Here is a 24,435-nt window from a genome sequence, read left to right on the forward strand (position 1 = left end):
GGCGCCGCGGGCCGCGGCCCGAGACTCGGCTCGGCGGACACATTCGCGGCTCGCGAACCGCGAAACCGTTCACCAGCGCGAGTCTCGGCGGTTGCGGCGCTCCGCCAGGACGGACGGGAGGCGCGGTGCCAGCCGGCACCGCGCCTCCCGTCTGCGTCTGCCGCGTCCGACGCGGGCTGCGTCCGTCAGTTCGGGTGCGTCATGCTCAGCACGTCGAGGGCGCTGTCGAGCTGCTCCTCGGTCACCTCGCCCCGCTCGACGTGCCCGAGGGCGATGACGGCTTCGCGGACGGTGACGCCCTCGGCCACGGCGAACTTCGCGACCTTCGCCGCGGCCTCGTACCCGATCACACGGTTGAGCGGGGTGACGATCGACGGCGAGGACTCGGCGAAGGACCGGGCACGGTCGAGGTTCGCCTCGAGGCCGTCGACGGTCTTGTCGGCCAGCACCCGCGAGCTGTTCGCGAGCAGCCGGATCGACTCGAGCAGCGCGGTACCCATCACCGGGATCGCGACGTTGAGCTCGAACGCGCCGGACGCACCTGCCCACGTGATCGTGGCGTCGTTGCCGATCACCCGGGCGGCCACCATGAGCGTCGCCTCGGGAATCACCGGGTTGACCTTGCCGGGCATGATCGAGGAGCCCGGCTGGAGGTCCGGGATGTGCAGTTCGCCGAGCCCGGTGTTCGGTCCGGAGCCCATCCAGCGCAGGTCGTTGTTGATCTTGGTGAGGCTGACCGCGATCACCTTGAGTGCCCCGGACGCCTCGACGAGGGCGTCGCGGGCGCCCTGCGCCTCGAAGTGGTCGAACGCCTCGGTGATCGGCAGGCCGGTGTCGTCGGCGAGCTGGGCGATCACCCGCTGCGGGAAGCCCTTCGGGGTGTTGATGCCCGTGCCGACCGCGGTGCCACCGAGCGGGACCTCGGCCACGCGGGGGAGTGTCGCCTGGACGCGCTCGATGCCGAGACGGACCTGACGGGCGTAGCCGCCGAACTCCTGACCGAGCGTGACGGGGGTGGCGTCCATGAGGTGGGTGCGCCCCGACTTCACGGCGTCCGCCCAGAGGGACGCCTTCGCCTCGAGGGCCTCGGCGAGGTGCGCGAGCGACGGCACCAACGTGCGGATGAGGGCTTCGGTCACGGCGACGTGCACCGACGTCGGGAAGACGTCGTTCGAGGACTGCGAGGCGTTCACGTGGTCGTTGGGGTGCACGGGGGACCCCGCGATGTCCGACGCCAGGGTCGCCAGGACCTCGTTCATGTTCATGTTCGACGAGGTGCCGCTGCCGGTCTGGTACACGTCGACCGGGAACTGGTCGTGGTGCTGGCCCGCGATGACCACGTCGGCGGCCTTCGCCACGGCGTCCGCCAACGCCGGCTCGACGATGCCGAGCTCCCCGTTGACGATCGCCGCCGCCCGCTTGATCCGGGCGAGGGCCACGATCTGCGCGGACTCGAGCCCGCTGCCGGAGATCGGGAAGTTCTCCACCGCGCGCTGCGTCTGGGCACGGTAGAGGGCGTTCCGAGGGACCCGCACCTCGCCCATCGTGTCGTGCTCGATGCGGTAGTCGCCGTCGGTCGCGGTGCTCGTGGTGGTGTCGGTCACGTCGTCGTGGTCCTTCCTGGGTGCGCAGTCGGAGCGGTCGCGCCGGCTGGTGGGCTGTCCCGGTGGCCGGGAGGGCGCCGGCGGGGTGTCCGCCGGATCCCGGGACGGTCGTCGTGGCGGTCGGTCAGGCCTGGCCCACGACGGTGTCGATCGTGACCTCGCCGGTGGTGAGGTCGTAGGTCGCGCCGACGACGGCCAATCTACCCTCGGCGATCGCGTCGGAGACGGCGCCGGAGCGCTCGATCACGTGGCGGAGCGTGGCCTCGAGGTGCGCGGCACCGACCGACTCCTGGGAGACCTCGGGGTCGGTGGCGCGGACCCGCTCGACGCTCGGGGCGATGGCGTCGACGAGGGCCTGCAGGTGCGGGGCCGGGACCGGTTCGCCCGAGCGTGCCGCGGCGACCGCGCCGCACCGGGTGTGCCGGAGCACGACGACGAGCGGGGTGCCGAGCGCGACGACGGCGAACTCGATGGACCCGAGGACGACGTCGTCGACGATCTGCCCGGCGTTGCGGATGGCGAAGAGGTCGCCGATCCCGGCGTCGAACACGTGCTCGAAGGGCACCCGCGAGTCGGAGCAGCCGAGCACGGTCGCGAACGGCGCCTGCGAGCCGGTGAGCTCGGTGCGGCGGTCGGGGTCGATGCGGCCCGTGCGGCGCTTGTCCGAGGCGAAGCGCGCGTTGCCCTCGACGAGCAGGCGGAGGGCGTCGGACGGGGTGGAGGCGGCGCGGTCGGGCATGGGGCTCCTCGGGACGGGACGGGACGGGTCTGGTCGGGGTGGGGTGCTGTCGGCGGCGGTCAGCCGGCGAGCTGCTCGCTGACGGCGGTGGCGACGGTCCGGAAGGACGAGGCGTTCGCGGTGCCGGACAGGACGATCGTGCTCCTGCCGAAGGTGGACACGAGGGAGTACGCCTGGTTGCCGGCGTCGTCGCCCTCGGCGCGTCGGTCGTACACGGTCCACTTCGTCCCGGCGATCGTGCGCGTGCCGGTGGCGGCGTGCTGCTCGAGCTGGTTCGACACCCACGTGGCGTTCGCCGCGATGCCCTGCTGCAGCCCGATGTACTGCTTGTCGGGCGTGATGAGGCCGACGGTCCAGACGCTCACGCCGTCGGTCGTCTTGTCCTTGAAGTCGGCACGGTTCGACGAGTACCCGTCGGGCAGCACCGGGGCGGCGAGCGTCACACCGGGCACCTTCGCCTGCGACGCGACCTGGCGGTAGTCGACTGCACGGTCGACGACGGTGGTGTCGGGACGGACGACCACCGCGACGAGGAACAGCACGATGCCGAGCGACGCGATGAGCGCGAGGACGAGGTTGAACGCCGTCTGGTGCTGCCGACGGGCGGTGCGGGCGGCGTCCTTCCGCGCCCAGGTCTCCTCGGCGGTCTCGGGGCGGCCGAGCTCCGCGACGATCGGGCGGCCGTCGGGATCGGTCACCGGGCACCGTCCGGGGTGGCTGCGCCGTCCGCGGTCTCGGACGCGGCGCGTGCGGCGTCGAGCCGGGCCCGTGCGCCGACGAGCCACTCCTCGCACCGGGCGGCGAGCGACTCGCCGCGTTCCCAGAGGGTCAGGGAGCGCTCGAGCGTGGCGGAGCCCTGCTCGAGCTCGGCGACGACGCGTACGAGTTCGTCGCGCGCCGCTTCGTAGCTCAGCGACCGGACGTCGGGCTGCTCGGGTTCCTGCTGGGATGACACGCGTCGATCCTACCGAGCGTCCACCGACGTGCGGCCCCCACCGACGCACCTGTGGAGGACGCGGACGGCGGACGGCACCCGTTCGGTCAGGAGCCGTCCGGCCCCGGTCCGTCCGGCTCCAGCGTGCCGGTCGCCGTCCCGGAGCCGAGGGTCACGTGCACGGCGGTCGCGCCGGGCAGGTCCGCCGAGCTGCGCACGACCCCGCCGTCGGGCGTCTGGACGATGGCGTACCCGCGGCGCAGCGTGTCCCGCGGCGAGAGCGAGCGGAGGCGTGCGGTGAGGTGGCCGACGTCCGCGTGGGACCGCTCGAGTCGACGGTCGAGCAGCTCGCGGGCGCGGGACAGGTCACGAGCGACCTCTTCCGCCCGGGTGTCGACCAGCCAGGCCGTCGAGGCGAGGGCCGGTCGGGAGCGCAGCGCGGCGATCCGGTCCGCCTCGACCCCGAGCGTGTGCGACAGCCGCAGGCCGAGGCGGGCGCGCGCGGCCCGGACGTTCGCGAGTTCCTCGGCGACGTCGGGCACGACCCGTTTCGCGGCGTCGGTCGGGGTGGAGGCACGGAGGTCGGCGACCTCGTCGAGGATGGGCCGGTCGGCCTCGTGGCCGATCGCCGACACGATCGGTGTAGTGGCGCCCGCAGCGGCGCGGACGAGACCCTCGTCGCTGAAGCCGAGCAGGTTCTGGAAGTCCCCGCCGCCGCGCGCGATGACGATCACGTCGACCTCGGGGTCGGCGTCCAGTTCGAGGATGGCCGCCGTCACCTCGCCGACGGTCCGTTCGCCCTGCACCGCGGTGTGCACCGTGCGGAACTCGACCTGCGGCCACCGCAGCTGCGCGTTGCGCTTGACGTCCTTCTCGGCGTCGGAGTCCTTGCCGGTGATCAGGCCGATGCGGTGCGGCAGGAACGGCAGGCGCTTCTTGCGCGCCGGGTCGAAGAGGCCCTCGTCGGCGAGGGTCCTCCGGAGCCGTTCGAGGCGTTCGAGCAGGTCCCCGAGGCCGACGTGCTTCATCTCGACGACCTGCATCGTCAGCGAGCCGCCCTTGACCCAGTAGTTCGGCTTGACCGCGGCGACGACCCGGTCGCCCTGCTTGATGTCGGCCGGCACCCGGGAGCGCACGCTCGACCAGATCGAGAACGACACCGTCGCGTCGACCTCGACGTCCTTGAGCTTGCCGTAGACATTGCCGCCGGCGACGTTCCACTGGGTGATCTCACCCTCGACCCAGGCGGTACCGAGGCGGTCGATCCAGTCGCGGAGCTTCGCACCGAGCAGCGCGACCGGCCACGGGTTGTCGGCCGTCGGTGGTCCCTGTTCGATCGCCATGTGCTCCTCCTGGTGGTGCAGTCCGATCCTGCCGGAAGCCGACGACACCGGCTCGCACGCACGGCGGGTCGGCGCCGACGTCCGCGCCCAGCCCGCGCGCGACGTGCTCACCTATCATCGGGGACGTGACGATCACCAACGGCCACACGGTCCCGCTCGCCCCGCCGCGGGTCCTCGCGGCGCGCGGCCGGCTGCGGGACGAGCCGGTCGCCGGCACCAAGAAGGTCCTGCTGGCCGCCCCCCGCGGGTACTGCGCCGGGGTCGACCGCGCGGTGGTCGCCGTCGAGCAGGCGCTCGAGCAGTACGGCGAGCCCGTCTACGTCCGCAAGCAGATCGTCCACAACGTCCACGTGGTGTCGACGCTCGAGCAGCGCGGTGCGGTCTTCGTCGACGACGTGGCCGAGGTGCCCCGTGGGTCCCACGTGGTCTTCAGTGCGCACGGCGTCTCGCCGGCGGTGGTCGCGGGAGCGGCGGACCGTGACCTGCACGCCGTCGACGCCACCTGCCCGCTCGTCACGAAGGTCCACCGCGAGGCGACCCGCTTCGCCCGCGCGGAGCGCACGATCATCCTCATCGGCCACGCCGGTCACGAGGAGGTCGAGGGCACCATGGGTCACGCCCCGGACCGCACGATCCTGGTGAACGGCCCCGAGGACGTCGCAGCGCTCGAGGTGCCGGACCCGGACAACCTCGTCTGGCTGTCGCAGACCACGCTGAGCGTCGACGAGACGATGGAGACCGTCCGGCTGCTGCGCGAGAGGTTCCCCGCGATCGAGGACCCGCCCTCGGACGACATCTGCTACGCCACGCAGAACCGGCAGGTCGCGATCAAGAAGGTGGCCCCCGCCGCCGACCTCGTGATCGTCGTCGGTTCCGCGAACTCGTCGAACAGCGTCCGCCTCGTCGAGGTCGCGCTCGAGCACGGCGCGCGGGCGGCGCACCGGGTCGACTACGCCTCGGAGATCCAGCAGGAGTGGCTCGACGGCGTCAGCACCGTGGGTGTCACGAGCGGCGCGTCCGTCCCGGAGGACCTCGTGACCGAGGTGCTCGAACAGCTCGCGGACGCCGGCTACGCCACCGTCGAGGAAGTGGTCACCGCGCACGAGGACCTCATGTTCTCGCTGCCCAAGGAACTCCGGACCGACGCGGCCGGCAACCCGACGCGCGGTCTCGGCGGTCGCCGCCGGTGAGCGACGAGCGTCCGGACGGCTGGTCCTCGGTGCCGGTCCGCGAACCGGGTCACGTCCCCGCGTCCGCTGACGGCCAGGAGGCGCGACACGCGTCCCCGGCGTCGGCCGGCGGCACGGCACCCGGTCGGGTCCAGGGCCGTCCCGCTCCGCACTACGGCGAGTACGCCCCGGAGGGCTGGGTCAACCCGGTGCTCGCCGAGGCGGAACGGCGCGAACAGGAGGAGCGGTCGCGCGCCCTCCGGCAGCAGGCGGCCCAGGACGCGGTCCGCGACCGCGCCGGCGGCCCCGCTGCACGGGCGTCGTCCCGTGCCACCGACCCCGACGGTGGTCGGTCCGGGACCCGCCCGGACGGCCGTCCCCTGCCGCTGTCGGCCCGGTTCGGCCGGTCGCCGATCGACTTCGTGCTGACCGTCGGCTTCCTCGCCGTCGGGCTGTGGACCGTCGTCGAGTCGCTCGCCGTCGGGTCGACCGCGTCGACCATCCGCACGGTGGTCGAGCAGCAGTACACCGAGCTGGCCGACCCGGCCGCGCTGTCGTCCGCGGTGCTCGTGCGTGCGCTCGTGCTCGCGGTGGTCTTCGTGCTCGTCGCCTGGTGGTCGCTCCGTCGGCTCCGCGCGCGGCGCTGGACGTTCTGGGTCCCGCTCGTCGGCGGGGTGGTCGCGACCGTGCTCGGGATGGTCCCGGTGATGGTCGTCATCTTCCAGGACCCGCGGTTCGCCGCCTACCTGCAGGGCGTGTCGGGCGGGTAGCCGGATCGCCCATGACACGGAGTGTCATCTGTGGGGTACGGTGAGGACATCCCGTGTCATCACTCTGCAGAAGGGCACCCCGTGTCGAAGCACGCCGCCGCCGTCCTCCGATCCGCGCGCGCGTCGCTCGTGGTCGCTCCCGTCGAGACCCCCGAGCCGCGCGCCGACGAGGTCGTGGTCCGGGTGCGCGCCGTCGCCGTGAACCCCGTCGACTGGGTGGTGCAGGGCACCGGACCGGTGACGTACCGGTGGCTGCGGTACCCCGCGGTGCTCGGTTCCGACGTGGCCGGCGAGGTCGTCGCGATCGGCTCGGACGTCACCCGGTTCCGGGTCGGCGACCGCGTCCTCGGCCTCGCGACCGGCACCGACCGTGGTCGTGACCCGCTGCGCGAGGGGGCGTTCCAGGAACACACCGTCCTGCTCGAGCGCCTGGCCGCGCCGGTCCCCGACGGGCTCTCGGACGCCGAGGCCGCCGTCCTGCCCCTGGGCGCCTCGACCGCGGCGTGCGCGCTCTTCCAGCCCGGGCACCTCGGTCTGACGATGCCCGGCTCGGAGGACCCGGTGCCGACCGGTGGGCGCGGGGTCGTCGTCGTGTGGGGCGGATCGACGAGCGTTGGCATGAACGCGGTCCAGCTCGCCCGGGCGGCGGGCTACGACGTCGTCAGCACCGCGTCGCCGCGCAACGCCGGACTCGTCCGGTCGCTCGGCGCCGACGTCGTCGTCGACCACAACGACCCCGGAGCGGTCGACGCCCTGGTGGCCGGGATCGCCGGTCGCCGGGTCGTCGGCGCCGTCGCGCTCGGCACCACCTCGGCCGCGGCCTGCACCGCCGTGCTGCGGCGGACGGGCGGCACCGTCCTCGCGCTGGCGAGCACGCCCGTGTCGCTCGACGGCCTCGCCGGGCGACGTCGCCTCTTCCCGGCGATGCTGCCCGTGTTCGGACGGATCGGGATCACGATGGCCGGCATCATGACGCGCGCCCGACGGAGCGGCATCCGAGCGGCGTTCGTCTGGGGCAGCAGCCTGCGGGACGACGAGGTCGGACGGCGGATCTGGGGCGAGGTCATCCCGCGTGGTCTCGCCGACGGCACGCTGCGCGCCCTGCCGGAGCCCCTCGTCGTCGGCTCGGGTCTCGAGGCCGTGCAGGGGGCGATCGATCGCCAGCGCGCCGGGGTGTCGGCGCGGAAGGTCGTCGTGACGCTCTAGGACGCCAGGAACGCACCGACGGCGCCGTGCAGGGCCGCCAGGTCGTCGACGTGCACGAGTTCACGGACCGAGTGCATCGACAGCAGCCCCACGCCGATGTCGATCGTCGGGATGCCGAGCCGGGTCGCCGCGATCGGCCCGATGGTGGAACCGCCGGGGATCGTGTTCACGTTGACGAACGGCTGCCACGGCACGCCGGCGGTGTCGCATGCGGCGGCCCACACGGCCTCGCCCTTCGCCTCGGTCATGTAGCGCTGGTTCGCGCTGATCTTCAGCAGCGGGCCGGCACCGGGGCGCGGACGGTTCGTCGGGTCGTGCTTCTCGGGCTGGTTCGGGTGGACCAGGTGCCCGGCGTCACTGGACAGCAGCCACGAGGCACGGAACGCCCGGGCGGCCTCGGAGCGCGAGGCACCGAGGCCCTCCTGCACCCGGCCGAGCACGTCCTCGAGGAACGGGCCACCGGCGCCGGACGGGGTCGAGGAGCCGATCTCCTCGTGGTCGAACGCGGCGAACACCGGGATGTGGTCGCCGTCGGCGGGAGCGTCCACGATGCCCCGGAGACCGGCGTGCACGCTCGTCAGGTTGTCCATCCGGCCGGAAGCCAGGAACTCCCGCTCGATGCCGATCCGGGCCGGTGCCTGGGTGTCGGCGAGGAACAGGTCCCACGACACGCACGTCTCCCCGAGCCGCGCGCGCAGCCACGACACCACGTCCGTCCCGCCGGCATCGCCGTCGACCCCGACGATCGGCAGGGTGTGCCGCTGACGGTCGATCTCCTTGCCGTCGTTCACGCCGCGGTCGAGGTGGATCGCCAGGTTGGGGATCCGTGCGACGGCGTCGGTGCTGACCAGGCGGACCGTGCCGTCGGCGTCGACGACCCGGCCGGCGATCCGGAGGTCCCGGTCGAACCACGTGGACAGGAGCGCACCGCCGTAGACCTCGACGTTCAGCTGCTCCCACCCGCCGGTCCGCACGCCCGGGTTCGGCTTGATGCGGAACCCGGGGGAGTCGGTGTGCGCGCCGAGGATGCGGAACGGCGTGGTCGCGGTCGCCGACGCCGGCAGACGCCAGGCGATGACCGCGCCGTCCCGCACGACGACGTAGGCGCCGGCCTCGGTGGGCCAGGCGTCGAGCTCCGACAGCTCGGTGAACCCCGCCGCCACGAGCTGGTCCCGTGCGACCGCCGCCGCGTGGAACGCGGTCGGGGACTCGGTGACGTACTGGGCGAAGGCGGAGGTGATGGCGTCGGTGGTCACCGGCCCATCGTGTCACGGGCGGTGGCGGTGACCGGACGCAGGACGGGGCGCGTCCGCCGGACGCGCCCCGTTCCTCCAGGCTGGTGCCTGCTGGTCAGCCCTGGGTGTGCCCGGCGGAGCCGAGGACCTTCGCGGCCTCGCCGACGCGGGCCGCCATGGCGGTCTCGGCGACCTTGCCCCAGGCGCGGGGGTCGTACTGCTTCTTGTTGCCGACCTCGCCGTCGATCTTCAGCACGCCCTCGTAGTTCCGGAACATCGAGTCCGCGATCGAGCGTGTGAACGCGTACTGCGTGTCGGTGTCGATGTTCATCTTGATGACGCCGTTGCGCACGGCCTCGTGGATCTCGTCGTCGGTCGAACCGGAGCCGCCGTGGAAGACGAGGTCGAGGGGGTTCTCGCCGGTGCCGTGCTTCTGCGCGACCGATGCCTGGATCTCGCCGAGGAGCTCGGGGCGGAGCTTGACGTTGCCCGGCTTGTAGACGCCGTGCACGTTGCCGAAGGTGAGCGCGGCGATCCAGCGACCCTGATCACCCAGGCCGAGCGCGTCGACGACCTTCTCGACGTCGTTCGGGGTGGTGTAGAGGGCGTCGTTGGTGCCCTCGTGCTGGACACCGTCCTCCTCGCCGCCGACGACGCCGATCTCGACCTCGAGGATCGCGTTGATGTTGCGCGTCTTCTCGATCATCGTGCGGGCGATCTCGATGTTCTCGTCCAGGGGCACGGCCGAGCCGTCCCACATGTGGGACTGGAAGATCGGGTTGCGGCCCTGGCGGACCTCTTCCTCGCTGGCTGCGATGAGCGGGAGGACGAAGCCGTCGAGGGCGTCCTTCGGGCAGTGGTCGGTGTGCAGGGCGACGGTGATGTCGTAGTTCTTGGCGACCTCGTGGGCGAAGCGCGCCATCGCGAGGGCACCCGCAGCGCGGTTCTTCACGGTGTGGCCGGCGAAGTAGTCGGCGCCGCCGGTGGTCACCTGGATGATGCCGTCCGAACCGGCTTCCTGCAGGCCCTGGAGGACGGCGTTGATCGTCTGCGACGAGGACACGTTGACCGCGGGGTAGGCGAACTTGCCGGCCTTCGCTCGTTCGAGCATCTCGGCGTACTGTTCCGGCGTTGCGATGGGCACTGCGATCTCCTTCGACTGGTGGTTCGACGCCGAGCCTAGTCAGCGACCCTCCACGGGTTACAGCGTGCACGTCCGTGCACGTCCGTGCACCCCGTGCGGTGGCCCGGAGGCGGCTCGGTAGGCTCTGGTCGTGACTCCCACCACTGAGACCGGCTCCCTGTTCCTCCAGCCCGACCGCAACCTGGCGCTCGAGCTCGTGCGCGCGACCGAGGCCGCCGCGATCCGGGCGCAGCCGTGGGTCGGACGGGGCGAGAAGAACCTCGCCGACGGCGCGGCCGTGGACGCGATGCGCAAGTTCCTCGGCACCGTGAACTTCGACGGCGTGGTCGTCATCGGCGAGGGCGAGAAGGACAACGCCCCGATGCTCTACAACGGCGAGCACGTCGGCAACGGCCACGGCCCCGCCTGCGACATCGCGGTCGACCCGATCGACGGCACGTCCCTCACCGCCGCAGGCCGCCAGAACGCGATCTCGGTGATGGCCGTCTCCGACCGCGGCTCGATGTACGACCCGTCCGCGGTGTTCTACATGGACAAGATCGCCGCCGGTCCCGAAGGGCGTGGGGTCCTCGACCTCGAGAAGCCGATCGGCGAGAACATCCGCGCGCTCGCGAAGGCGAAGGGCAAGGACCTCGAGGACATGGTCGTCGCCGTCCTCGACCGGCCCCGCCACGACGAGCTCATCCGCGCCATCCGTGCCACCGGTGCGGGCACCCGCCTGCTGCTCGACGGCGACGTCGCCGGCGGGATCGCCGCGGCGCTGCCGGGTTCGAACATCGACATGTGCGTCGGTGTCGGCGGCACGCCGGAGGGCATCATCACCGCGTGCGCGATCAAGGCGCTCGGCGGCGTGATCCTCGGCAAGCTCCAGCCCAAGGACGACGAGGAACGCCAGAAGGCGATCGACGCCGGCCACGACCTGGACAAGGTCCTCGACCAGGACGACCTCGTCACGGGCGACAACACGTTCTTCGTCGCGACCGGCGTCACCGACGGTGTCCTGGTGGACGGGGTCCGCCGCTCGCGCGGCGTCATCCACACCGACTCGCTCGTGCTCCGGTCGCGGTCGAACACCATCCGCCGCATCCAGGCCGACCACCGCGCCGAGAAGTGGTTCTGATCCGCTGAGCCCCACCGGTCCTGACCGGTACCGCACCCCGGTGCGCACATCGCGCCCCGTCCCGACGGGGCGCGATGTCCGTTCCGGGGTGCGACGCGGAGCGGGGCGGCTCGCGATCCCGGCGGCCGGCGCCGGGGCGGCTCAGTCGCGGTCGACGGCGGCGACGAGCTCGGGCGCGGTGAGCAGCCGGGGTTCGTCCTCGATCGCAGTGGGGTCGGCGATGACCTTCGACTCGTCGAGCAGGGACAGGCGTCGCGCGCTCGGCAGGACCTGCCGTTCGAGCGAGCCCACGAAGCGGTTGTAGTCGACGACGGAGCCGCGGATCGACCGGCCGAGCTTGTCGACGTGCTGCGCCATCGTGGACAGACGCCCGTGCAGCTCACGCGAGATCGTGAAGAGCTCGCGTGCCTCTTGTGTGACGACGTCCTGTTGCCACGAGAACGCCACGGTCTTGAGCACCGACCACAGGGTCACCGGCGACGCCAGGGCGATCCGCTTCCGGAAGGCGTGGTCGAGCAGCCCGGGGTCCGCCGCCAGCGCGCTCGAGACGAGCGACTCCGACGGGATGAACGCGACGGTCAGTTCGGGGGAGGCGTCGTACCCGCTCCAGTACTCGCGGGCGGCCAGGGCGTCGACGTGCGCGCGCAGCGCCTTGACGTGCTGCGCGACGAGCTGCTGGCGTCGCGCTCCCTCGGCGCCGGTCGCGGTCGCCGGGATCTCGGCCGCCTGCAGGTAGGCGCTGAACGGGACCTTCGCGTCGACGGCGATGGTCTTCCCACCGGGCAGGTGCACGACCATGTCGGGTCGGGCGGCGCCGGCGGTCGTCGTGACCGAGGACTGCACGTCGAAGTCGACGCGTTCGAGCAGCCCTGCCGCCTCGACCACGTTGCGCAGCTGGGTCTCGCCCCACACCCCGCGGGTGCTGTTCGACGACAGGGCGCTGGCGAGGGTGTCGGCCGTGGCGCGGAGGCGTTCCTCGGACTCGGCGGCCGACCGCAGCTGCGCGGAGAGCGCGCCGTACTGCTCGCTGCGGGACTGCTCGAGCTCGGCGATCTTGGCCCGCATCACGTCGAGCGTCTGCGCGACCGGGCTGAGCGCCGACAGCACCTTCGACTCGTCCTGCGACCGCGCGGCGTCGGCACCGTGCATGCGCTGGACGAGGTGCTCGAGCTCGGCGGACCGGCGCTCGAGCGAGTCCACCTGTCGGCGGTACTGGGCGTCCTGGGCGTCGAGCCGTTCCTCGGCGTCGCGTCGGACGGCGTCGAGCTGCCCGCGGAGGGCCTCGGCCGTGGCACGCGCCGAGGCGGCGTCCACGCCGGCCCGCGAGCGGGCGAGGGACCACGCGACGACCGCACCGACGGCGGCGCCGATCGCGAGACCGATGACCAGGGCGAGGATCTGCATGTCGTGACAGTGACAGATCCCACCGACACCGTGCCTCCCGGCACACCGGTGCCGCCGGACCGACCCGAGCGACCGCCCGCCATCACCCGGCCCGCTCGCCGACCCATGTCATGACATAAGGACGAACATGGTGTACGGTCGTGATCGTCCGACGATGAAGCCGCACGGAAGGTCCCCGTCGCATGACGAACCGCGCTCCACACGCCTACGACGTGATCACCATGGGTCGTGTCAGCGTGGACGTCTACCCGCAGCAGACGGGTCCGCTGGAGGACGTGTCGACCTTCTCGAAGTCGGTGGGCGGCAGCGCCACGAACGTCGCGATCGCCGCGGCCCGCCACGGAGCGGACGCCGCCGTCATCACCCGGACCGGCAACGACCCCTTCGGTCGCTACATCGCCCGCACGCTGCCGGAGTTCGGCGTCGCGAACGCGTTCGTCGAGACGGTCGACGGGCTCAACACCCCGGTCGCGTTCTGCGAGGTCTTCCCGCCGGACGACTTCCCGCTCTACTTCTACCGGGCGCCCAAGGCACCCGACCTCATGATCACGACGGCCTCACTGCCGCTGCACGAGATCGAGCGGGCGCGGATCTTCTGGACGACGGTGACGGGGCTCAGCGAGGAACCGAGCCGGAGCGCCCACCACGCCGCCCTGCGGGCACGGAGCGACGCGACGAACGACACGAAGCTGCACACCGTGCTCGACCTCGACTACCGGTCGGTGTTCTGGTCGAGCCCCGGTGCCGCCACCCGCGAGGTCGCCGTCGCCCTGGAACACGCGACCGTCGCCGTCGGCAACCGCGAGGAGTGCGAGGTCGCCGTCGGGGAGACCGACCCGGTGCGCGCCGCCGACGCCCTGCTCGACCGCGGCGTCGAGGTCGCCATCGTGAAACAGGGCCCCGAGGGTGTCCTGGCGAAGACGCGCGACGAGTCCGTCGTGCTCCGGCCGCACCGCATCGAGGTCGTCAACGGGCTCGGTTCGGGGGACGGCTTCGGGGGTGCGCTGACCCACGGCCTGCTGCAGGGGTGGAGCCTCGGACGGACCCTCGCGTTCTGCAACGCCGCCGGTGCCATCGTCGCGACGCGGTTCGAGTGCTCGACCGCCATGCCGACGACCGACGAGGTCGAGCGCTTCCTGCAGGAGGACCCGACCGACGGCACCACCACCGCGCAGGAGTCCGTCCGTGCCTGAGATCAGCAGCGCCGCCTTCGACCGCCTCCGCGACGTCCGCGCCGGTCAGCCCGACCTCGTCCGTGCGACGCTCGACGCCCGCCGGCGGCGCGGTCTGCTCGGCGACGACGGCAAGCTCTTCATCGTCGCGGCGGACCACCCCGCGCGCGGGGCCCTCGCCGTCCGCGGTGACGGGTCCGCGATGGCCGACCGCTACGACCTGCTCGAGCGGCTCGTCACCGCGCTCCGCCGACCGGGCGTCGACGGCGTCCTCGGCACCCCGGACGTCATCGAGGACCTCGCACTCCTCGGCGCCCTCGACGGCAAGGTGGTCGTCGGGTCGATGAACCGCGGCGGCCTGCGCGGCGCGACCTTCGAGATGGACGACCGGTACACGGCGTACTCGGCGTCGTCCATCGCGGACGCCGGGCTCGACTTCGCGAAGCTCCTCGTCCGGATCAACCTCGCCGACGCCGCCACCGCCCGCACCCTCGAGGCGACGGCGCGCGCGGTCACCGAGGCAGCGGCGCGGCGCCTGCCGATCATGCTCGAGCCGTTCGTGTCCGCGTGGCGCGACGACGCGATCGTCAACGACCTCAGCGCGGACGCGGTGATCACGTCGATGGCGATCGCCGCCGGCCTGGGGGAGTCCAGCGCCTACAGCTGGCTGAAGGTCCCCGTCGTCGACGACATGGAGCGGGTGATGGCGGCCACCACGCTGCCGACGCTCCTGCTCGGCGGCGACCCGTCCAGCCGCCCGCTCGAGACCTACGCGAAGTGGGCCGACGCGCTCGCGCTGCCCGGCGTCCGCGGGCTGGTCGTCGGTCGCACCCTGCTCTACCCGCCGGACGGCGACGTCGCCGCCGCGGTGGACGTCGCCGCCGGCCTCGTCCACACGACCGTGTCCACCACCACCCTCGAAGGAAGCAACGCATGACCACCACGGAGCAGACCACCACGACGGTCGGTCACTGGATCGACGGCAAGCGTGTGGAGTCGACGTCGGGGGACACCGCGCCGGTGTTCGACCCGGCGTTGGGCGTGGAGACGAAGCGCGTCGCGTTGGCGAGCGAGGACGAGATCCGTGCGGCGATCGCGAGTGCGAAGGCGGCGTTCCCGGCCTGGAGCGACCTGTCGCTGTCGAAGCGGCAGCAGATCATGTTCGCCTTCCGCGAGGTCCTCAACCGCGACAAGGCGGAACTCGCCGAGATCATCACGAGCGAGCACGGCAAGGTCATCGACGACGCCCTCGGCGAGATCGCCCGCGGGCAGGAGGTCGTCGAGCTCGCCACGAACATCCCGAGCCTGATGAAGGGCGAGTTCTCCGACCAGGTGTCGACCGGCATCGACGTCTACTCGATCCGGCAGCCGCTCGGCGTGGTGGGCATCATCAGCCCGTTCAACTTCCCGGCGATGGTGCCGCTGTGGTTCCTGCCGATCGCGATCGCCGCCGGCAACACCGTCGTCCTCAAGCCGAGCGAGAAGGACCCGAGCGCCGCCGTCTGGCTGGCCGAGAAGTTCCAGGAGGCCGGCCTGCCCGACGGTGTGTTCACCGTGCTCAACGGCGACAAGCGCGCCGTCGACGGCCTGCTCACGAGCCCGGACGTCGAGTCCATCTCCTTCGTCGGGTCGACGCCGATCGCCCAGTACGTCTACGAGACCGGGACGAAGCACGGCAAGCGGGTGCAGGCCCTCGGCGGGGCGAAGAACCACATGCTCGTCCTGCCCGACGCGGACCTCGACCTCGTCGCCGACAACGCCATCAACGCGGGCTTCGGATCCGCGGGCGAGCGCTGCATGGCGATCTCGGTGATCGTCGCCGTCGAGCCGGTGGCGGACGCGCTCGTCGAGAAGATCACCGAGCGCGCGGCGACGCTGCGGATCGGGGACGGGCGCCGGGGCTGTGACATGGGGCCGCTGGTCACTGAGCAGCACCGGGACAAGGTCGCCTCGTACATCGAGGTCGCGGAGCAGGACGGCGCGACGGTCGTCGTGGACGGCCGCACCGTGCGACCAGACGGTGACGCGAACGGCTTCTGGCTCGGACCGACCCTGATCGACCGGGTGCCGACGACGAGCCGCGTCTACACCGAGGAGATCTTCGGCCCGGTGCTGAGCGTCGTCCGCGTCGCCTCCTACGAGGAGGGCCTCGCCCTGATCAACGACGGTGCGTTCGGCAACGGCACGGCGGTCTTCACGAACGACGGTGGCGCTGCGCGCCGCTTCCAGCGCGACGTGCAGGTCGGCATGATCGGCATCAACGTGCCGATCCCGGTGCCGGTCGCCTACTACTCGTTCGGTGGCTGGAAGCAGTCGCTGTTCGGCGACCACAAGGCGTACGGCGCCGACGGCGTCAGCTTCTTCACCCGCCAGAAGGCGATCACCAGCCGGTGGCTGGACCCCTCCCACGGCGGCATCAACCTCGGCTTCCCGTCGAACGGCTGACGGTGACGACAGCGATGACGCGACACGACCGGCAGGACGGCTGGTTCATCCCGGCCGGGTCCCGCCCCGAGGCGGGCTGGACCGACGTCGTGGACGGCCGCGTCGCGGGGTGGACGCACACCGGCCTGCGGACCGGCGCCCTCACCGACGGTGGCGAGCTGCGCCTCCCGGCAGACGCCGTGGAGCGCATCGTGGTGCCGCTCGCCGGGTCGTTCCACGTCGAGTACGCGGGCGACGCCGGAACCGGCGACCAGGCACTGGAGGGACGGAGCGGGGTCTTCGACGGCCCCACCGACGTCCTGTACCTGGGATCCGGGACGGAGGCGCGGATCACCGGCAGCGGTCGGGTCGCGGTCGCCGAGGCGCCCACCGACACCGTCGAGCCGACCACGTACGTGGGCCGGCAGGACGTGCCCGTCGAGCTCCGCGGCGCCGGACGGTCGAGCCGGCAGGTGCACAACTTCGGGACCCCGGCCGCACTCGACGCGGACAAGCTCATCGTGTGCGAGGTGATCACGCCGGCCGGCAACTGGTCGTCGTACCCGCCGCACAAGCACGACACGACGGTGCCGGGCGAGGAGTCGGACCTCGAGGAGATCTACTACTACGAGGCCGCGGTCGCCCGCGGCCTCGCCGCTCCGGCCGGAGCCGACCCGTTCGCCCTGCACCGGACCTACGCCTCCGACGACCGACCGATCGACGAGTTCCGCCAGGTGCGGACGGGCGACATCGCCCTGGTGCCGTACGGCTGGCACGGGCCCGCGGTCGCGGCGCCGGGCTACGACATGTACTACCTCAACGTGATGGCCGGGCCCGACCCGGAGCGCGTGTGGAACATCACCGACGACCCGGCGCACGGCTGGGTCCGGCAGACGTGGGAGCACGAGACGCTCGACCCCCGTCTGCCCTACGAGAGGAAGCACGCGTGACCACCGAGACGCGGCGGATGACCGTCGGCCAGGCCCTCGTCGAGTTCCTGGCGAACCAGTGGACGGTCGACGGCGACGTCCGCGAGCGCACGATCCCCGGGATCTTCGGGATCTTCGGGCACGGCAACGTCGCGGGGCTCGGCCAGGCCGTCAAGCAGCTCCACGTCGAGCAGCCCGGTCTGCTGCCGTACCACCAGGCCCGGAACGAGCAGGCGATGGTGCACCAGGCCGTCGGGTACGCCCGCATGCACCGCCGGCGGGCGACCTACGCCGCCACCGCGTCCGTGGGGCCCGGGGCGGCGAACATGCTCACCGGCGCCGCGCTCGCGACGACGAACCGGCTGCCGGCGCTGCTGCTGCCGTCGGACACCTTCGCCACCCGGACCACGGACCCGGTGCTGCAGCAGATCGAGATGCCCCACGACACCTCGCTGCAGGTGACCGACGCGTTCCGTCCGCTGTCACGCTTCTTCGACCGCGTCGAGCGGCCGGAGCAGCTGTTCTCCGTCGCGCTCGCCGCGATGCGGGTCCTGACCGACCCGGCCGAGACCGGTGCGGTCACGATCGCGCTGCCGGAGGACGTGCAGGCCGAGGAGCTGGAGGTCCCGCTGGCCTTCCTGCAGCCGCGCGAGTGGCACCTCCGCCGCCCGTTGCCCGAGCACGGCCCGCTGGCGCGAGCGGTGGCCGCGATCGCCGCCGCGGAGCGTCCGCTCGTCGTGGCCGGCGGCGGGGTCCTGTACTCGGACGCCGCAGCGGAGCTCCGGGCGTTCGTCGAGGCCACCGGCATCCCGGTCGGCACCTCGCAGGCCGGTGGCGGATCGTTGCCCTGGGACCACCCGCAGTACCTCGGCGGGATCGGCGCGACCGGTACCGCCGCCGCCAACGCGATCGCCGCGCAGGCCGACGTCGTGATCGGCATCGGGACGCGGTACAGCGACTTCACGACGGCGTCGCGGACCGCGTTCCAGGACCCGGACGTCACGTTCGTCAACGTCAACGTCGCCGCGTTCGACGCGTACAAGCACGGCACGCAGCTGCCGGTGGTCGCGGACGCCCGGGAGGCGCTGGTCGCCCTGACCGCGGCGCTGACGGCCGACCCCGCGTCCGTCGTGGACCCCGCGTACGCCGCCGAGATCGCCTCGCGGAAGGCCGCGTGGGACGCGGTGGTCGACGAGGCGTTCGCCCCGTCGGGCGCCGCGTTGCCCGGCCAACCGGAGATCATCGGCGCCGTGCAGTCCGCGTCCGACCCGCGCGACGTCGTGGTCCAGGCGGCGGGGTCGCTGCCGGGCGACCTCCACAAGCTGTGGCGGGTGCGTGACGACCTCGGCTACCACGTCGAGTACGCCTTCTCGTGCATGGGCTACGAGATCGCCGGCGGCCTCGGCGTCCGTCGGGGTGCCCCGGACCGCGACACGATCGTGATGGTCGGTGACGGCTCCTACCTGATGCTGCACACGGAGCTGGTGACCGCGGTGGCCGAGGGACTCAAGATCATCGTCGTCCTCGTGCAGAACCACGGGTACGCATCGATCGGGCACCTGTCCGAGACCGTCGGGTCGGAGCGCTACGGCACCCGGTACCGCTACCGCGACGAGACGCAGTCGTTCGACGACGGCGACCCGCTGCCCGTCGACCTGGCGGCGAACGCCCGCTCGTACGGCGTCGACGTCATCGAGGTGCAGCCGGGGCCGGACAGCATCGAGGACCTGCGCGCCGCGGTGCGTCAGGCGAAGGCCAACGACCACACCACCCTCGTGCACGTGAACGCGGACCCGCTGGTCTACGCGCCGGACGGCGACGGCTGGTGGGACGTGCCGGTGGCGCAGACCGCCACGCTCGAGAGCACGCGGGCCGCCCGCGCCGAGTACGAGCAGCAGGTCGCGGCGCAGCGGCCCCTGCTCGGTTGACACCCCTCCGACAGGAAGCGACAGCGACGTCATGACCGACACCGTCACCCCCGCGACGCCCGGCGACGGCCCCGCCACCGGCGCCCCGGCCTCCATCCGCATCGGCACGGCCCCCGACTCGTGGGGCGTGTGGTTCGCCGACGACCCCCGGCAGGTGCCGTGGCAGCGGTTCCTCGACGAGGCGTCCGCCGCCGGGTACGAGTGGATCGAACTCGGACCCTACGGGTACCTGCCCACCGATCCCGCGCAGCTGTCCGACGAGCTCGAGTCCCGTGGGCTCAAGCTGTCCGCCGGCACCGTGTTCACCGGCTTCCACAAGGGCGACGACCAGTTCCAGCGCGCCTGGGACCAGGCCGTCGCGGTGGCCGGGCTCGCGGCGGCGCTCGGCGCACGGCACCTCGTGACGATCCCGGACCTGTGGCGGTCCGACGCCACCGAGGAGGTCCTCGAACCGCGGACCCTCACCGACGAGCAGTGGGACCGGCTCGGCAGGGGCCACGACCAGCTCGGCAAGGCCCTGCTCGAGGAGTTCGGCGTCCACCAGCAGTTCCACACGCACGCCGACAGCCACGTCGGCACGTACGAGGAGACCGTGCGCTTCCTGTCCGAGACGGATCCGGCGTACACGAACCTCTGCCTCGACACCGGGCACTTCGCGTACTACGGCGGCGACAACCTGCGGCTCATCGCCGAGCACCCGGAGCGCATCGGGTACCTGCACCTCAAGCAGGTGGACACCGAGCTGCTGTCCGACGTGCTGGAGCACGACGTCCCGTTCGCCACCGCCGTCGCGCAGGGGATCATGACCGAACCGCCGCACGGCTCCCCGGCGCTCGCGCCGATCATCGAGGCCGTCGCGGCGATCGACCCGGAGATCTTCGGCATCGTCGAGCAGGACATGTACGGCTGCGCCGTCGACGCCCCCGGACCGATCGCCGAGCGGACGTTCCAGCACATCTTCGGCGCGACCACCGCCGCCCGCACGTCCTGACGCCGTCCACCCACAGGAGAACAGCATGAGCACCACCGAGAACCTCCGCGTCGCCGTCGTCGGCGCGGGCGCCATGGGCAGCGACCACGTCCGTCGGATCACCTCGACCACCGCCGGCGCCGACGTCGTGGCGATCGTCGACCCGGACACCGCCCGTGCGACGGCCGCCGCGGCGAACGCACCGGGCGCGATCACCGCGGCGTCGTTCGAGGACGCCCTCGACGCCACCGCGATCGACGCGGTGATCGTCGCGACCCCCGGGTTCCTGCACGAGCCGGTCCTCGTACCGGCGCTCGAGCGCGGTCTCGCCGTCCTCTGCGAGAAGCCCCTCACCACGAGCGCCGAGGACTCGCTGCGCATCGTCGAGCTCGAGCAGGCGACCGCCGAGCGCCCGCGGATCCAGGTCGGGTTCATGCGCCGGTTCGACGCGGGCTACCAGGAGCTGCGGGCCCTCCGCGAGTCCGGCGCGAACGGCGCCCTGCTCGCCCTGCACCACGCGCACCGCAACCCGACGACACCGCCGAACTTCAGCGAGTCGATGCTCATCCACGACTCGGTGATCCACGAGATCGACATCATCCCGTTCATCACCGGCGAGGCGATCACGAGCGTCGAGGTGAAGAAGCCCCGGAAGAACTCGCTCGCGCCGGCGGACCTGCCCGAGCCGCAGTTCGTCCTCTTCACGACGGAGTCCGGCACGATGGCGATCGTCGAGATCAACGTGAACGCGCAGTTCGGGTACCAGGTCACGACCGACGCCGTCTTCGAGTCCGGCGTCGCGTACATCGGCCGTGAGACGTCGTTGACGCTCGTGTCGCAGGGCGTCTCCGGGCAGGGCGTCACCCCGTCGTTCGTCGAGCGCTTCGGTGCCGCCTACGACGAGGAGGTCCAGCGCTGGGTCGACGCCGCGAAGCACGGCGGCATCGACGGACCGAGCGCGTGGGACGGCTACACGGCGTCCGTCGTCGCCGAGGTCGCCGTCCGCGCGCAGCAGTCCGGTGCGCTCGAGCAGGTGACCTACGCCACCGCCAGGCCCGCCTTCTACGACGGGGGCGACACTGCGCCCCGGGGAGCCTGACCGGTGCCGAAGATCGCCCTCGACCCGACCCCGTACCACCACGACCTGTCGCTGCTGGAGTTCCCGCAGAAGGTCGCCGACCTGGGCTACGAGTACCTGCAGCTCACCCCGCACCGCGACTTCATCCCCTTCCACCGCCACCCGAAGGCCGACGACGAGCTCGTCGACGCGTTCGCGGCGGCCTGCGCGGCCGCGGGCGTGCAGATCGCCAGTGTGCTGCCGGTCCTGCGGTGGTCGGGGCCCGACCGGGACGCCCGCGAGGCAGCGGTGACGAAGTGGAAGCGGGTCATCGAGATCACGAAGCGGCTCGGCGTGGACACCATCAACACCGAGTTCTCCGGTCGCCCCGAACGCGCCGAGGAGTCCGAGGACGCCTTCTACCGGTCGATGGAGGAACTCCTGCCGATCATCGAGCGCTCCGGGATGCGGGTGCTCATCGACCCCCACCCGGACGACTTCGTCGAGGACGGCCTCGAGGCGCTCCGGGTGATCCGCGGCCTCAACTCGAAGCACGTCGGCTTCGTCTACGTCGCCTGCCACACGTTCCACTACGGCGGCAACACGGACGAGATCATCGACGCGGCGGGCGACGCACTGCAGCTGGTGCACGTCGCCGACGCCTACGACCACCGCCGCTCGCACGGCCTGCGCTACATCACGAACCCACCGGGCAACGCCGTCCGCGTCCACCAGCACCTGCCGGTCGGTCGGGCGGACGTCGACTTCGACGCGTTCTGGGCCGCCCTCGACCGCGTCGGGTTCACCGCCCGCGAGGACACCGTCGCCGTCTCGAGCGTCTTCGCCGAGGACGAGGACGCCGACGCGGTCTCCCGCTCCCAGCTCGACACGATCACGAAGGGACTCTCCCGATGACGACCGCTCCCGCCACGTCGGCGGACGTCGACACCCGTCCGGTGACGCTGCAGGCCGCGACGCAGACGCCGACGGCCCTCTGGAACGACTCCGCGGACCCGCACGAGCTGTCCACCGCCATCCACGAGTACGGGGCGGTCGGCGCGACCTGCAACCCGGTGATCGCGTACACCTGCATCCAGCAGGACCCCGGGACGTGGGAGCCGCGGATCCGCCATATCGCCGCCGAGCACCCGACCGCGGGGGAGTCCTGGATCGGCTGGAAAGCCGTCGAGGAGCTCTCGATCGCCGCGGCCGCGCAGCTCCTGCCCGCGTTCGAGGCCTCCGGTGGTCGCAACGGCCGGCTCTCGATGCAGACCGACCCGCGCCTGCACCGCGACCGCGACGCCCTCGTCGAGCAGGCCGTCCGGTTCTCCGGTCTCGCGCCGAACATCATCGTGAAGATCCCGGCGACGAAGGTCGGCATCGCCGCGATCGAGGAGGCCGCGTACCGCGGGGTGTCGATCAACGCGACCGTGTCGTTCACGGTGCCGCAGGTCGTCGCCGTCGGCGAGGCCATCGAGCGCGCGCTCGACCGTCGCGCCGCCGAGGGGCTGCCGGAGCAGGAGTTCGGCCACGTCGTGACGCTCATGGCCGGTCGGTTCGACGACTGGCTGAAGACCGTCGTCGCGCGCGAGCACGTCATGATCGACCCCGGGTACCTCGAGTGGGCCGGCGTCGCGGCCGTGAAGCACGCGTACCGCGTCTTCCGCGAACGGGGCTTCCGGTCCCGGGTGCTCGTCGCCGCGTTCCGGAACGCGCTGCAGTGGTCCGAGTTCCAGGGCGGCGACCTCGTGGTCTCGCCGCCGTTCCAGTGGACGAAGGACATCAACGACAACGCCGTGCCGTTCCGCCCCGACGCCATCGACGACGCCGTGCCGGACCACGTCCTCGACGCGCTGCGGCGGGCGACGCCGGAGTTCGCCCGCGGGTACGACGTCGACGGCATGACGATCGACGAGTTCGACCGGTTCGGCGCGACGGTCACGACGCTGCGCCAGTTCCTCGACGCGGACGCGAAGCTCGACGCGCTCGTCCGCGACATCGTGGTGCCGGCGGCATGAGCGGCCCGGACACGATCGGCGTCGGGCTGGTCTCGGTCGGGTGGATGGGCAGACTGCACTCCCGCGCGTACCGGGCGCTGCCCGACCACTTCCCCGAGCTCGGCGTCCGGCCGCGGCTCGTCGTCGCCGCCGACCCCGTCGAGGCCGCCCGCGAGCAGGCGGTCACGCGGCTCGGCTACGAGCGCGCGGTGGCCGACCACCACGACGTCCTCGCCGACCCCTCCGTCGACGTCGTGTCGATCTGCTCGCCGAACTTCCTGCACCGCGAGATGGCGGTCGCCGCCGCAGCAGCGGGCAAACCGTTCTGGATCGAGAAGCCGATGGGCCGCTCCGCCAGCGACTCGCGTGCCATCCACGACGCCGTCCAGCAGGCGGGCGTCGTCACGGCCGTCGGGTTCAACTACCGGCACGCGCCCGCCGTCCAACGTGCACGGGACCTCGTGCGCAGCGGGCGGCTCGGACGGATCACGAACGTCCGCGGGTCGCTGCTCGCCGACTACTCCGCCGACCCCGCCGCGCCCCTGACCTGGCGGTTCGAGCGCGACCGTGCCGGCTCGGGCGTCCTCGGCGACCTGCTCTCGCACGGACTCGACCTGGCGCAGTACCTGGTCGGTCGGATCGCGAGCGTCAGCGCCGTCGCCGAGACGTTCATCACCGAGCGGCCGGTGCCCGGCGCCGGCATCGTCGACCGGTCGGCGGCTGCGACCGGCGCACCGGGGCGGGTCGAGAACGAGGACTACGCCGCACTCCTCTTCCGCTTCGAGGACGGCGCGGTCGGGACGATGGACTCCAGCCGGGTCATGCGCGGTCCCCACGCCGAGTACACGATCGAGGTCTACGGCACGAGGGGATCCCTGCGGTGGGACTTCCAGCGGCTCAACGAACTCGAGGTCTTCCTCGACGGGCAGGAGGTGGACGGGTACGCCACGCACCACGTCGCTCCGGGGGACGGGGAGTTCGCCCGGTTCCAGCCCGGCGCCGGGACCGCGATGGGGTACGACGACCTGAAGACGATCGAGGCGGCGCAGTTCATCGCGAGTGTGCGACGCGGGAAGCAGCTCGCGCCGTCGGTCGCCGACGGCCTGTCCGCGGCCTCGATCGTGGAGGCGGCGGAGGCGTCCCTCGCCGACGGTGCCTGGCACGACGTCGCCCGCGTCGACGGGCCGGTCACCTCCACCGCAGCGACCCCTGTGCTGGACGGGTGACGAGACGGACGGGAGGCGCGGTGCCGGCCCGCACCGCGCCTCCCGTCCGACCGCGGTCGCGACC

Annotated in this window: 22 protein-coding genes; 14 read left to right on the forward strand and 8 right to left on the reverse strand. The window is 72.3% G+C overall.

All coding sequences use genetic code 11. The features are described 5' to 3' along the window. Positions 1 to 185: 185 nt before the first annotated feature. From AAEP86_RS08190 to xseA, 5 genes are all read right to left on the reverse strand, one after another. A complete protein-coding gene (locus AAEP86_RS08190; protein WP_420370048.1) occupies positions 186 to 1,604 on the reverse strand; it encodes a class II fumarate hydratase in 1,419 nt (472 codons plus the stop codon). Between the two features lie 124 nt (positions 1,605 to 1,728). Beyond that, positions 1,729 to 2,343 (reverse strand): carbonic anhydrase, encoded by a 615-nt coding sequence (locus AAEP86_RS08195; RefSeq protein WP_420370049.1) that lies wholly within the window; start codon positions 2,341 to 2,343, stop codon positions 1,729 to 1,731. A 59-nt stretch (positions 2,344 to 2,402) separates the two neighbouring features. After that, positions 2,403 to 3,041: a DUF4245 domain-containing protein gene (locus tag AAEP86_RS08200; protein ID WP_420370050.1), complete on the reverse strand. Its 639-nt coding sequence runs from the start codon at positions 3,039 to 3,041 to the stop codon at positions 2,403 to 2,405. Beyond that, positions 3,038 to 3,298 (reverse strand): exodeoxyribonuclease VII small subunit, encoded by a 261-nt coding sequence (locus AAEP86_RS08205; protein WP_420370051.1) that lies wholly within the window; start codon positions 3,296 to 3,298, stop codon positions 3,038 to 3,040. Before AAEP86_RS08205 ends, AAEP86_RS08200 begins: the two co-directional genes overlap by 4 nt. 86 nt (positions 3,299 to 3,384) lie before the next feature. Further along, positions 3,385 to 4,620, reverse strand: a complete 1,236-nt coding sequence (gene xseA, locus AAEP86_RS08210; protein ID WP_420370052.1) for an exodeoxyribonuclease VII large subunit — start codon at positions 4,618 to 4,620, stop codon at positions 3,385 to 3,387. Between the two features lie 125 nt (positions 4,621 to 4,745). On the opposite strand from xseA, the gene AAEP86_RS08215 reads away from it, so the two are divergent. The 3 genes from AAEP86_RS08215 to AAEP86_RS08225 all read left to right on the forward strand — a co-directional run bounded on the left by AAEP86_RS08215 (position 4,746) and on the right by AAEP86_RS08225 (position 7,765). Then, the gene (locus tag AAEP86_RS08215) at positions 4,746 to 5,810 is read left to right on the forward strand and encodes a 4-hydroxy-3-methylbut-2-enyl diphosphate reductase (protein ID WP_420370053.1); all 1,065 of its coding nucleotides are present in this window, start codon (positions 4,746 to 4,748) and stop codon (positions 5,808 to 5,810) included. Then, positions 5,807 to 6,559, forward strand: a complete 753-nt coding sequence (locus AAEP86_RS08220) for a DUF6264 family protein (protein WP_420370054.1) — start codon at positions 5,807 to 5,809, stop codon at positions 6,557 to 6,559. Before AAEP86_RS08215 ends, AAEP86_RS08220 begins: the two co-directional genes overlap by 4 nt. Before the next feature lie 81 nt (positions 6,560 to 6,640). Next, complete coding sequence (locus AAEP86_RS08225; RefSeq protein WP_420370055.1) at positions 6,641 to 7,765, forward strand: zinc-binding alcohol dehydrogenase family protein; 1,125 nt, start codon at positions 6,641 to 6,643, stop codon at positions 7,763 to 7,765. Here AAEP86_RS08225 and AAEP86_RS08230 read toward each other — a convergent pair. Both AAEP86_RS08230 and fbaA read right to left on the reverse strand, forming a co-directional pair. Further along, the gene (locus tag AAEP86_RS08230; protein ID WP_420370056.1) at positions 7,762 to 9,021 is read right to left on the reverse strand and encodes a M18 family aminopeptidase; all 1,260 of its coding nucleotides are present in this window, start codon (positions 9,019 to 9,021) and stop codon (positions 7,762 to 7,764) included. The two genes, AAEP86_RS08225 and AAEP86_RS08230, sit on opposite strands and share 4 nt — an antisense overlap. 94 nt (positions 9,022 to 9,115) lie before the next feature. Continuing rightward, entirely contained in the window at positions 9,116 to 10,144 is a 1,029-nt protein-coding gene (fbaA, locus tag AAEP86_RS08235; RefSeq protein WP_420370057.1) for a class II fructose-bisphosphate aldolase, read from the reverse strand. A 130-nt stretch (positions 10,145 to 10,274) separates the two neighbouring features. Between fbaA and glpX the strand changes: the two genes are divergently transcribed. Then, entirely contained in the window at positions 10,275 to 11,264 is a 990-nt protein-coding gene (gene glpX / locus AAEP86_RS08240) for a class II fructose-bisphosphatase (RefSeq protein ID WP_420370058.1), read from the forward strand. A 141-nt stretch (positions 11,265 to 11,405) separates the two neighbouring features. Here the strand turns inward: glpX and AAEP86_RS08245 are convergent, their stop codons facing one another. Further along, complete coding sequence (locus AAEP86_RS08245; RefSeq protein WP_420370059.1) at positions 11,406 to 12,668, reverse strand: DNA recombination protein RmuC; 1,263 nt, start codon at positions 12,666 to 12,668, stop codon at positions 11,406 to 11,408. Positions 12,669 to 12,850: 182 nt separating this feature from the next. Here AAEP86_RS08245 and iolC point away from each other — a divergent pair, with 182 nt between their 5' ends. Genes iolC through AAEP86_RS08295 form a run of 10 tightly spaced genes read left to right on the forward strand, consistent with a single transcriptional unit; the run spans position 12,851 to position 24,371 of the window. After that, a complete protein-coding gene (gene iolC, locus AAEP86_RS08250; protein ID WP_420370060.1) occupies positions 12,851 to 13,861 on the forward strand; it encodes a 5-dehydro-2-deoxygluconokinase in 1,011 nt (336 codons plus the stop codon). After that, positions 13,854 to 14,777: a class I fructose-bisphosphate aldolase gene (locus AAEP86_RS08255; protein ID WP_420370061.1), complete on the forward strand. Its 924-nt coding sequence runs from the start codon at positions 13,854 to 13,856 to the stop codon at positions 14,775 to 14,777. The genes iolC and AAEP86_RS08255 overlap by 8 nt, the downstream gene beginning before the upstream one ends. Beyond that, entirely contained in the window at positions 14,774 to 16,285 is a 1,512-nt protein-coding gene (locus tag AAEP86_RS08260; protein WP_420370062.1) for a CoA-acylating methylmalonate-semialdehyde dehydrogenase, read from the forward strand. Before AAEP86_RS08255 ends, AAEP86_RS08260 begins: the two co-directional genes overlap by 4 nt. Before the next feature lie 14 nt (positions 16,286 to 16,299). Further along, the gene (iolB, locus tag AAEP86_RS08265; protein WP_420370063.1) at positions 16,300 to 17,214 is read left to right on the forward strand and encodes a 5-deoxy-glucuronate isomerase; all 915 of its coding nucleotides are present in this window, start codon (positions 16,300 to 16,302) and stop codon (positions 17,212 to 17,214) included. Between the two features lie 17 nt (positions 17,215 to 17,231). Continuing rightward, a complete protein-coding gene (gene iolD, locus AAEP86_RS08270) occupies positions 17,232 to 19,121 on the forward strand; it encodes a 3D-(3,5/4)-trihydroxycyclohexane-1,2-dione acylhydrolase (decyclizing) (protein WP_420370463.1) in 1,890 nt (629 codons plus the stop codon). Positions 19,122 to 19,152: 31 nt separating this feature from the next. Continuing rightward, entirely contained in the window at positions 19,153 to 20,112 is a 960-nt protein-coding gene (locus tag AAEP86_RS08275; protein ID WP_420370064.1) for a sugar phosphate isomerase/epimerase family protein, read from the forward strand. A 25-nt stretch (positions 20,113 to 20,137) separates the two neighbouring features. Continuing rightward, complete coding sequence (locus AAEP86_RS08280) at positions 20,138 to 21,190, forward strand: Gfo/Idh/MocA family protein (RefSeq protein WP_420370065.1); 1,053 nt, start codon at positions 20,138 to 20,140, stop codon at positions 21,188 to 21,190. 3 nt (positions 21,191 to 21,193) lie between these two features. Continuing rightward, entirely contained in the window at positions 21,194 to 22,063 is an 870-nt protein-coding gene (locus tag AAEP86_RS08285; RefSeq protein WP_420370066.1) for a sugar phosphate isomerase/epimerase family protein, read from the forward strand. After that, positions 22,060 to 23,166, forward strand: coding sequence for a transaldolase family protein (locus AAEP86_RS08290; RefSeq protein ID WP_420370067.1), 1,107 nt, complete (start codon positions 22,060 to 22,062; stop codon positions 23,164 to 23,166). Before AAEP86_RS08285 ends, AAEP86_RS08290 begins: the two co-directional genes overlap by 4 nt. Next, complete coding sequence (locus AAEP86_RS08295; protein WP_420370068.1) at positions 23,163 to 24,371, forward strand: Gfo/Idh/MocA family protein; 1,209 nt, start codon at positions 23,163 to 23,165, stop codon at positions 24,369 to 24,371. Before AAEP86_RS08290 ends, AAEP86_RS08295 begins: the two co-directional genes overlap by 4 nt. Positions 24,372 to 24,435: the final 64 nt, after the last annotated feature.

The sequence above is a fragment of the Curtobacterium sp. L1-20 genome (genome assembly GCF_048755855.1).
Classification (GTDB): domain Bacteria; phylum Actinomycetota; class Actinomycetes; order Actinomycetales; family Microbacteriaceae; genus Curtobacterium.

Coding starts and splice junctions, on each gene's coding strand:
- AAEP86_RS08295 (WP_420370068.1), top strand. CDS start 23,163: ATGAGCGGCCCGGACACGATCGGCGTCGGGCTGGTCTCGGTCGGGTGG.
- xseA (WP_420370052.1), bottom strand. CDS start 4,620: ATGGCGATCGAACAGGGACCACCGACGGCCGACAACCCGTGGCCGGTC.
- AAEP86_RS08275 (WP_420370064.1), top strand. CDS start 19,153: ATGACCGACACCGTCACCCCCGCGACGCCCGGCGACGGCCCCGCCACC.
- AAEP86_RS08260 (WP_420370062.1), top strand. CDS start 14,774: ATGACCACCACGGAGCAGACCACCACGACGGTCGGTCACTGGATCGAC.
- AAEP86_RS08280 (WP_420370065.1), top strand. CDS start 20,138: ATGAGCACCACCGAGAACCTCCGCGTCGCCGTCGTCGGCGCGGGCGCC.
- iolD (WP_420370463.1), top strand. CDS start 17,232: ATGACCGTCGGCCAGGCCCTCGTCGAGTTCCTGGCGAACCAGTGGACG.
- iolC (WP_420370060.1), top strand. CDS start 12,851: ATGACGAACCGCGCTCCACACGCCTACGACGTGATCACCATGGGTCGT.
- AAEP86_RS08245 (WP_420370059.1), bottom strand. CDS start 12,668: ATGCAGATCCTCGCCCTGGTCATCGGTCTCGCGATCGGCGCCGCCGTC.
- iolB (WP_420370063.1), top strand. CDS start 16,300: ATGACGCGACACGACCGGCAGGACGGCTGGTTCATCCCGGCCGGGTCC.
- AAEP86_RS08195 (WP_420370049.1), bottom strand. CDS start 2,343: ATGCCCGACCGCGCCGCCTCCACCCCGTCCGACGCCCTCCGCCTGCTC.
- AAEP86_RS08290 (WP_420370067.1), top strand. CDS start 22,060: ATGACGACCGCTCCCGCCACGTCGGCGGACGTCGACACCCGTCCGGTG.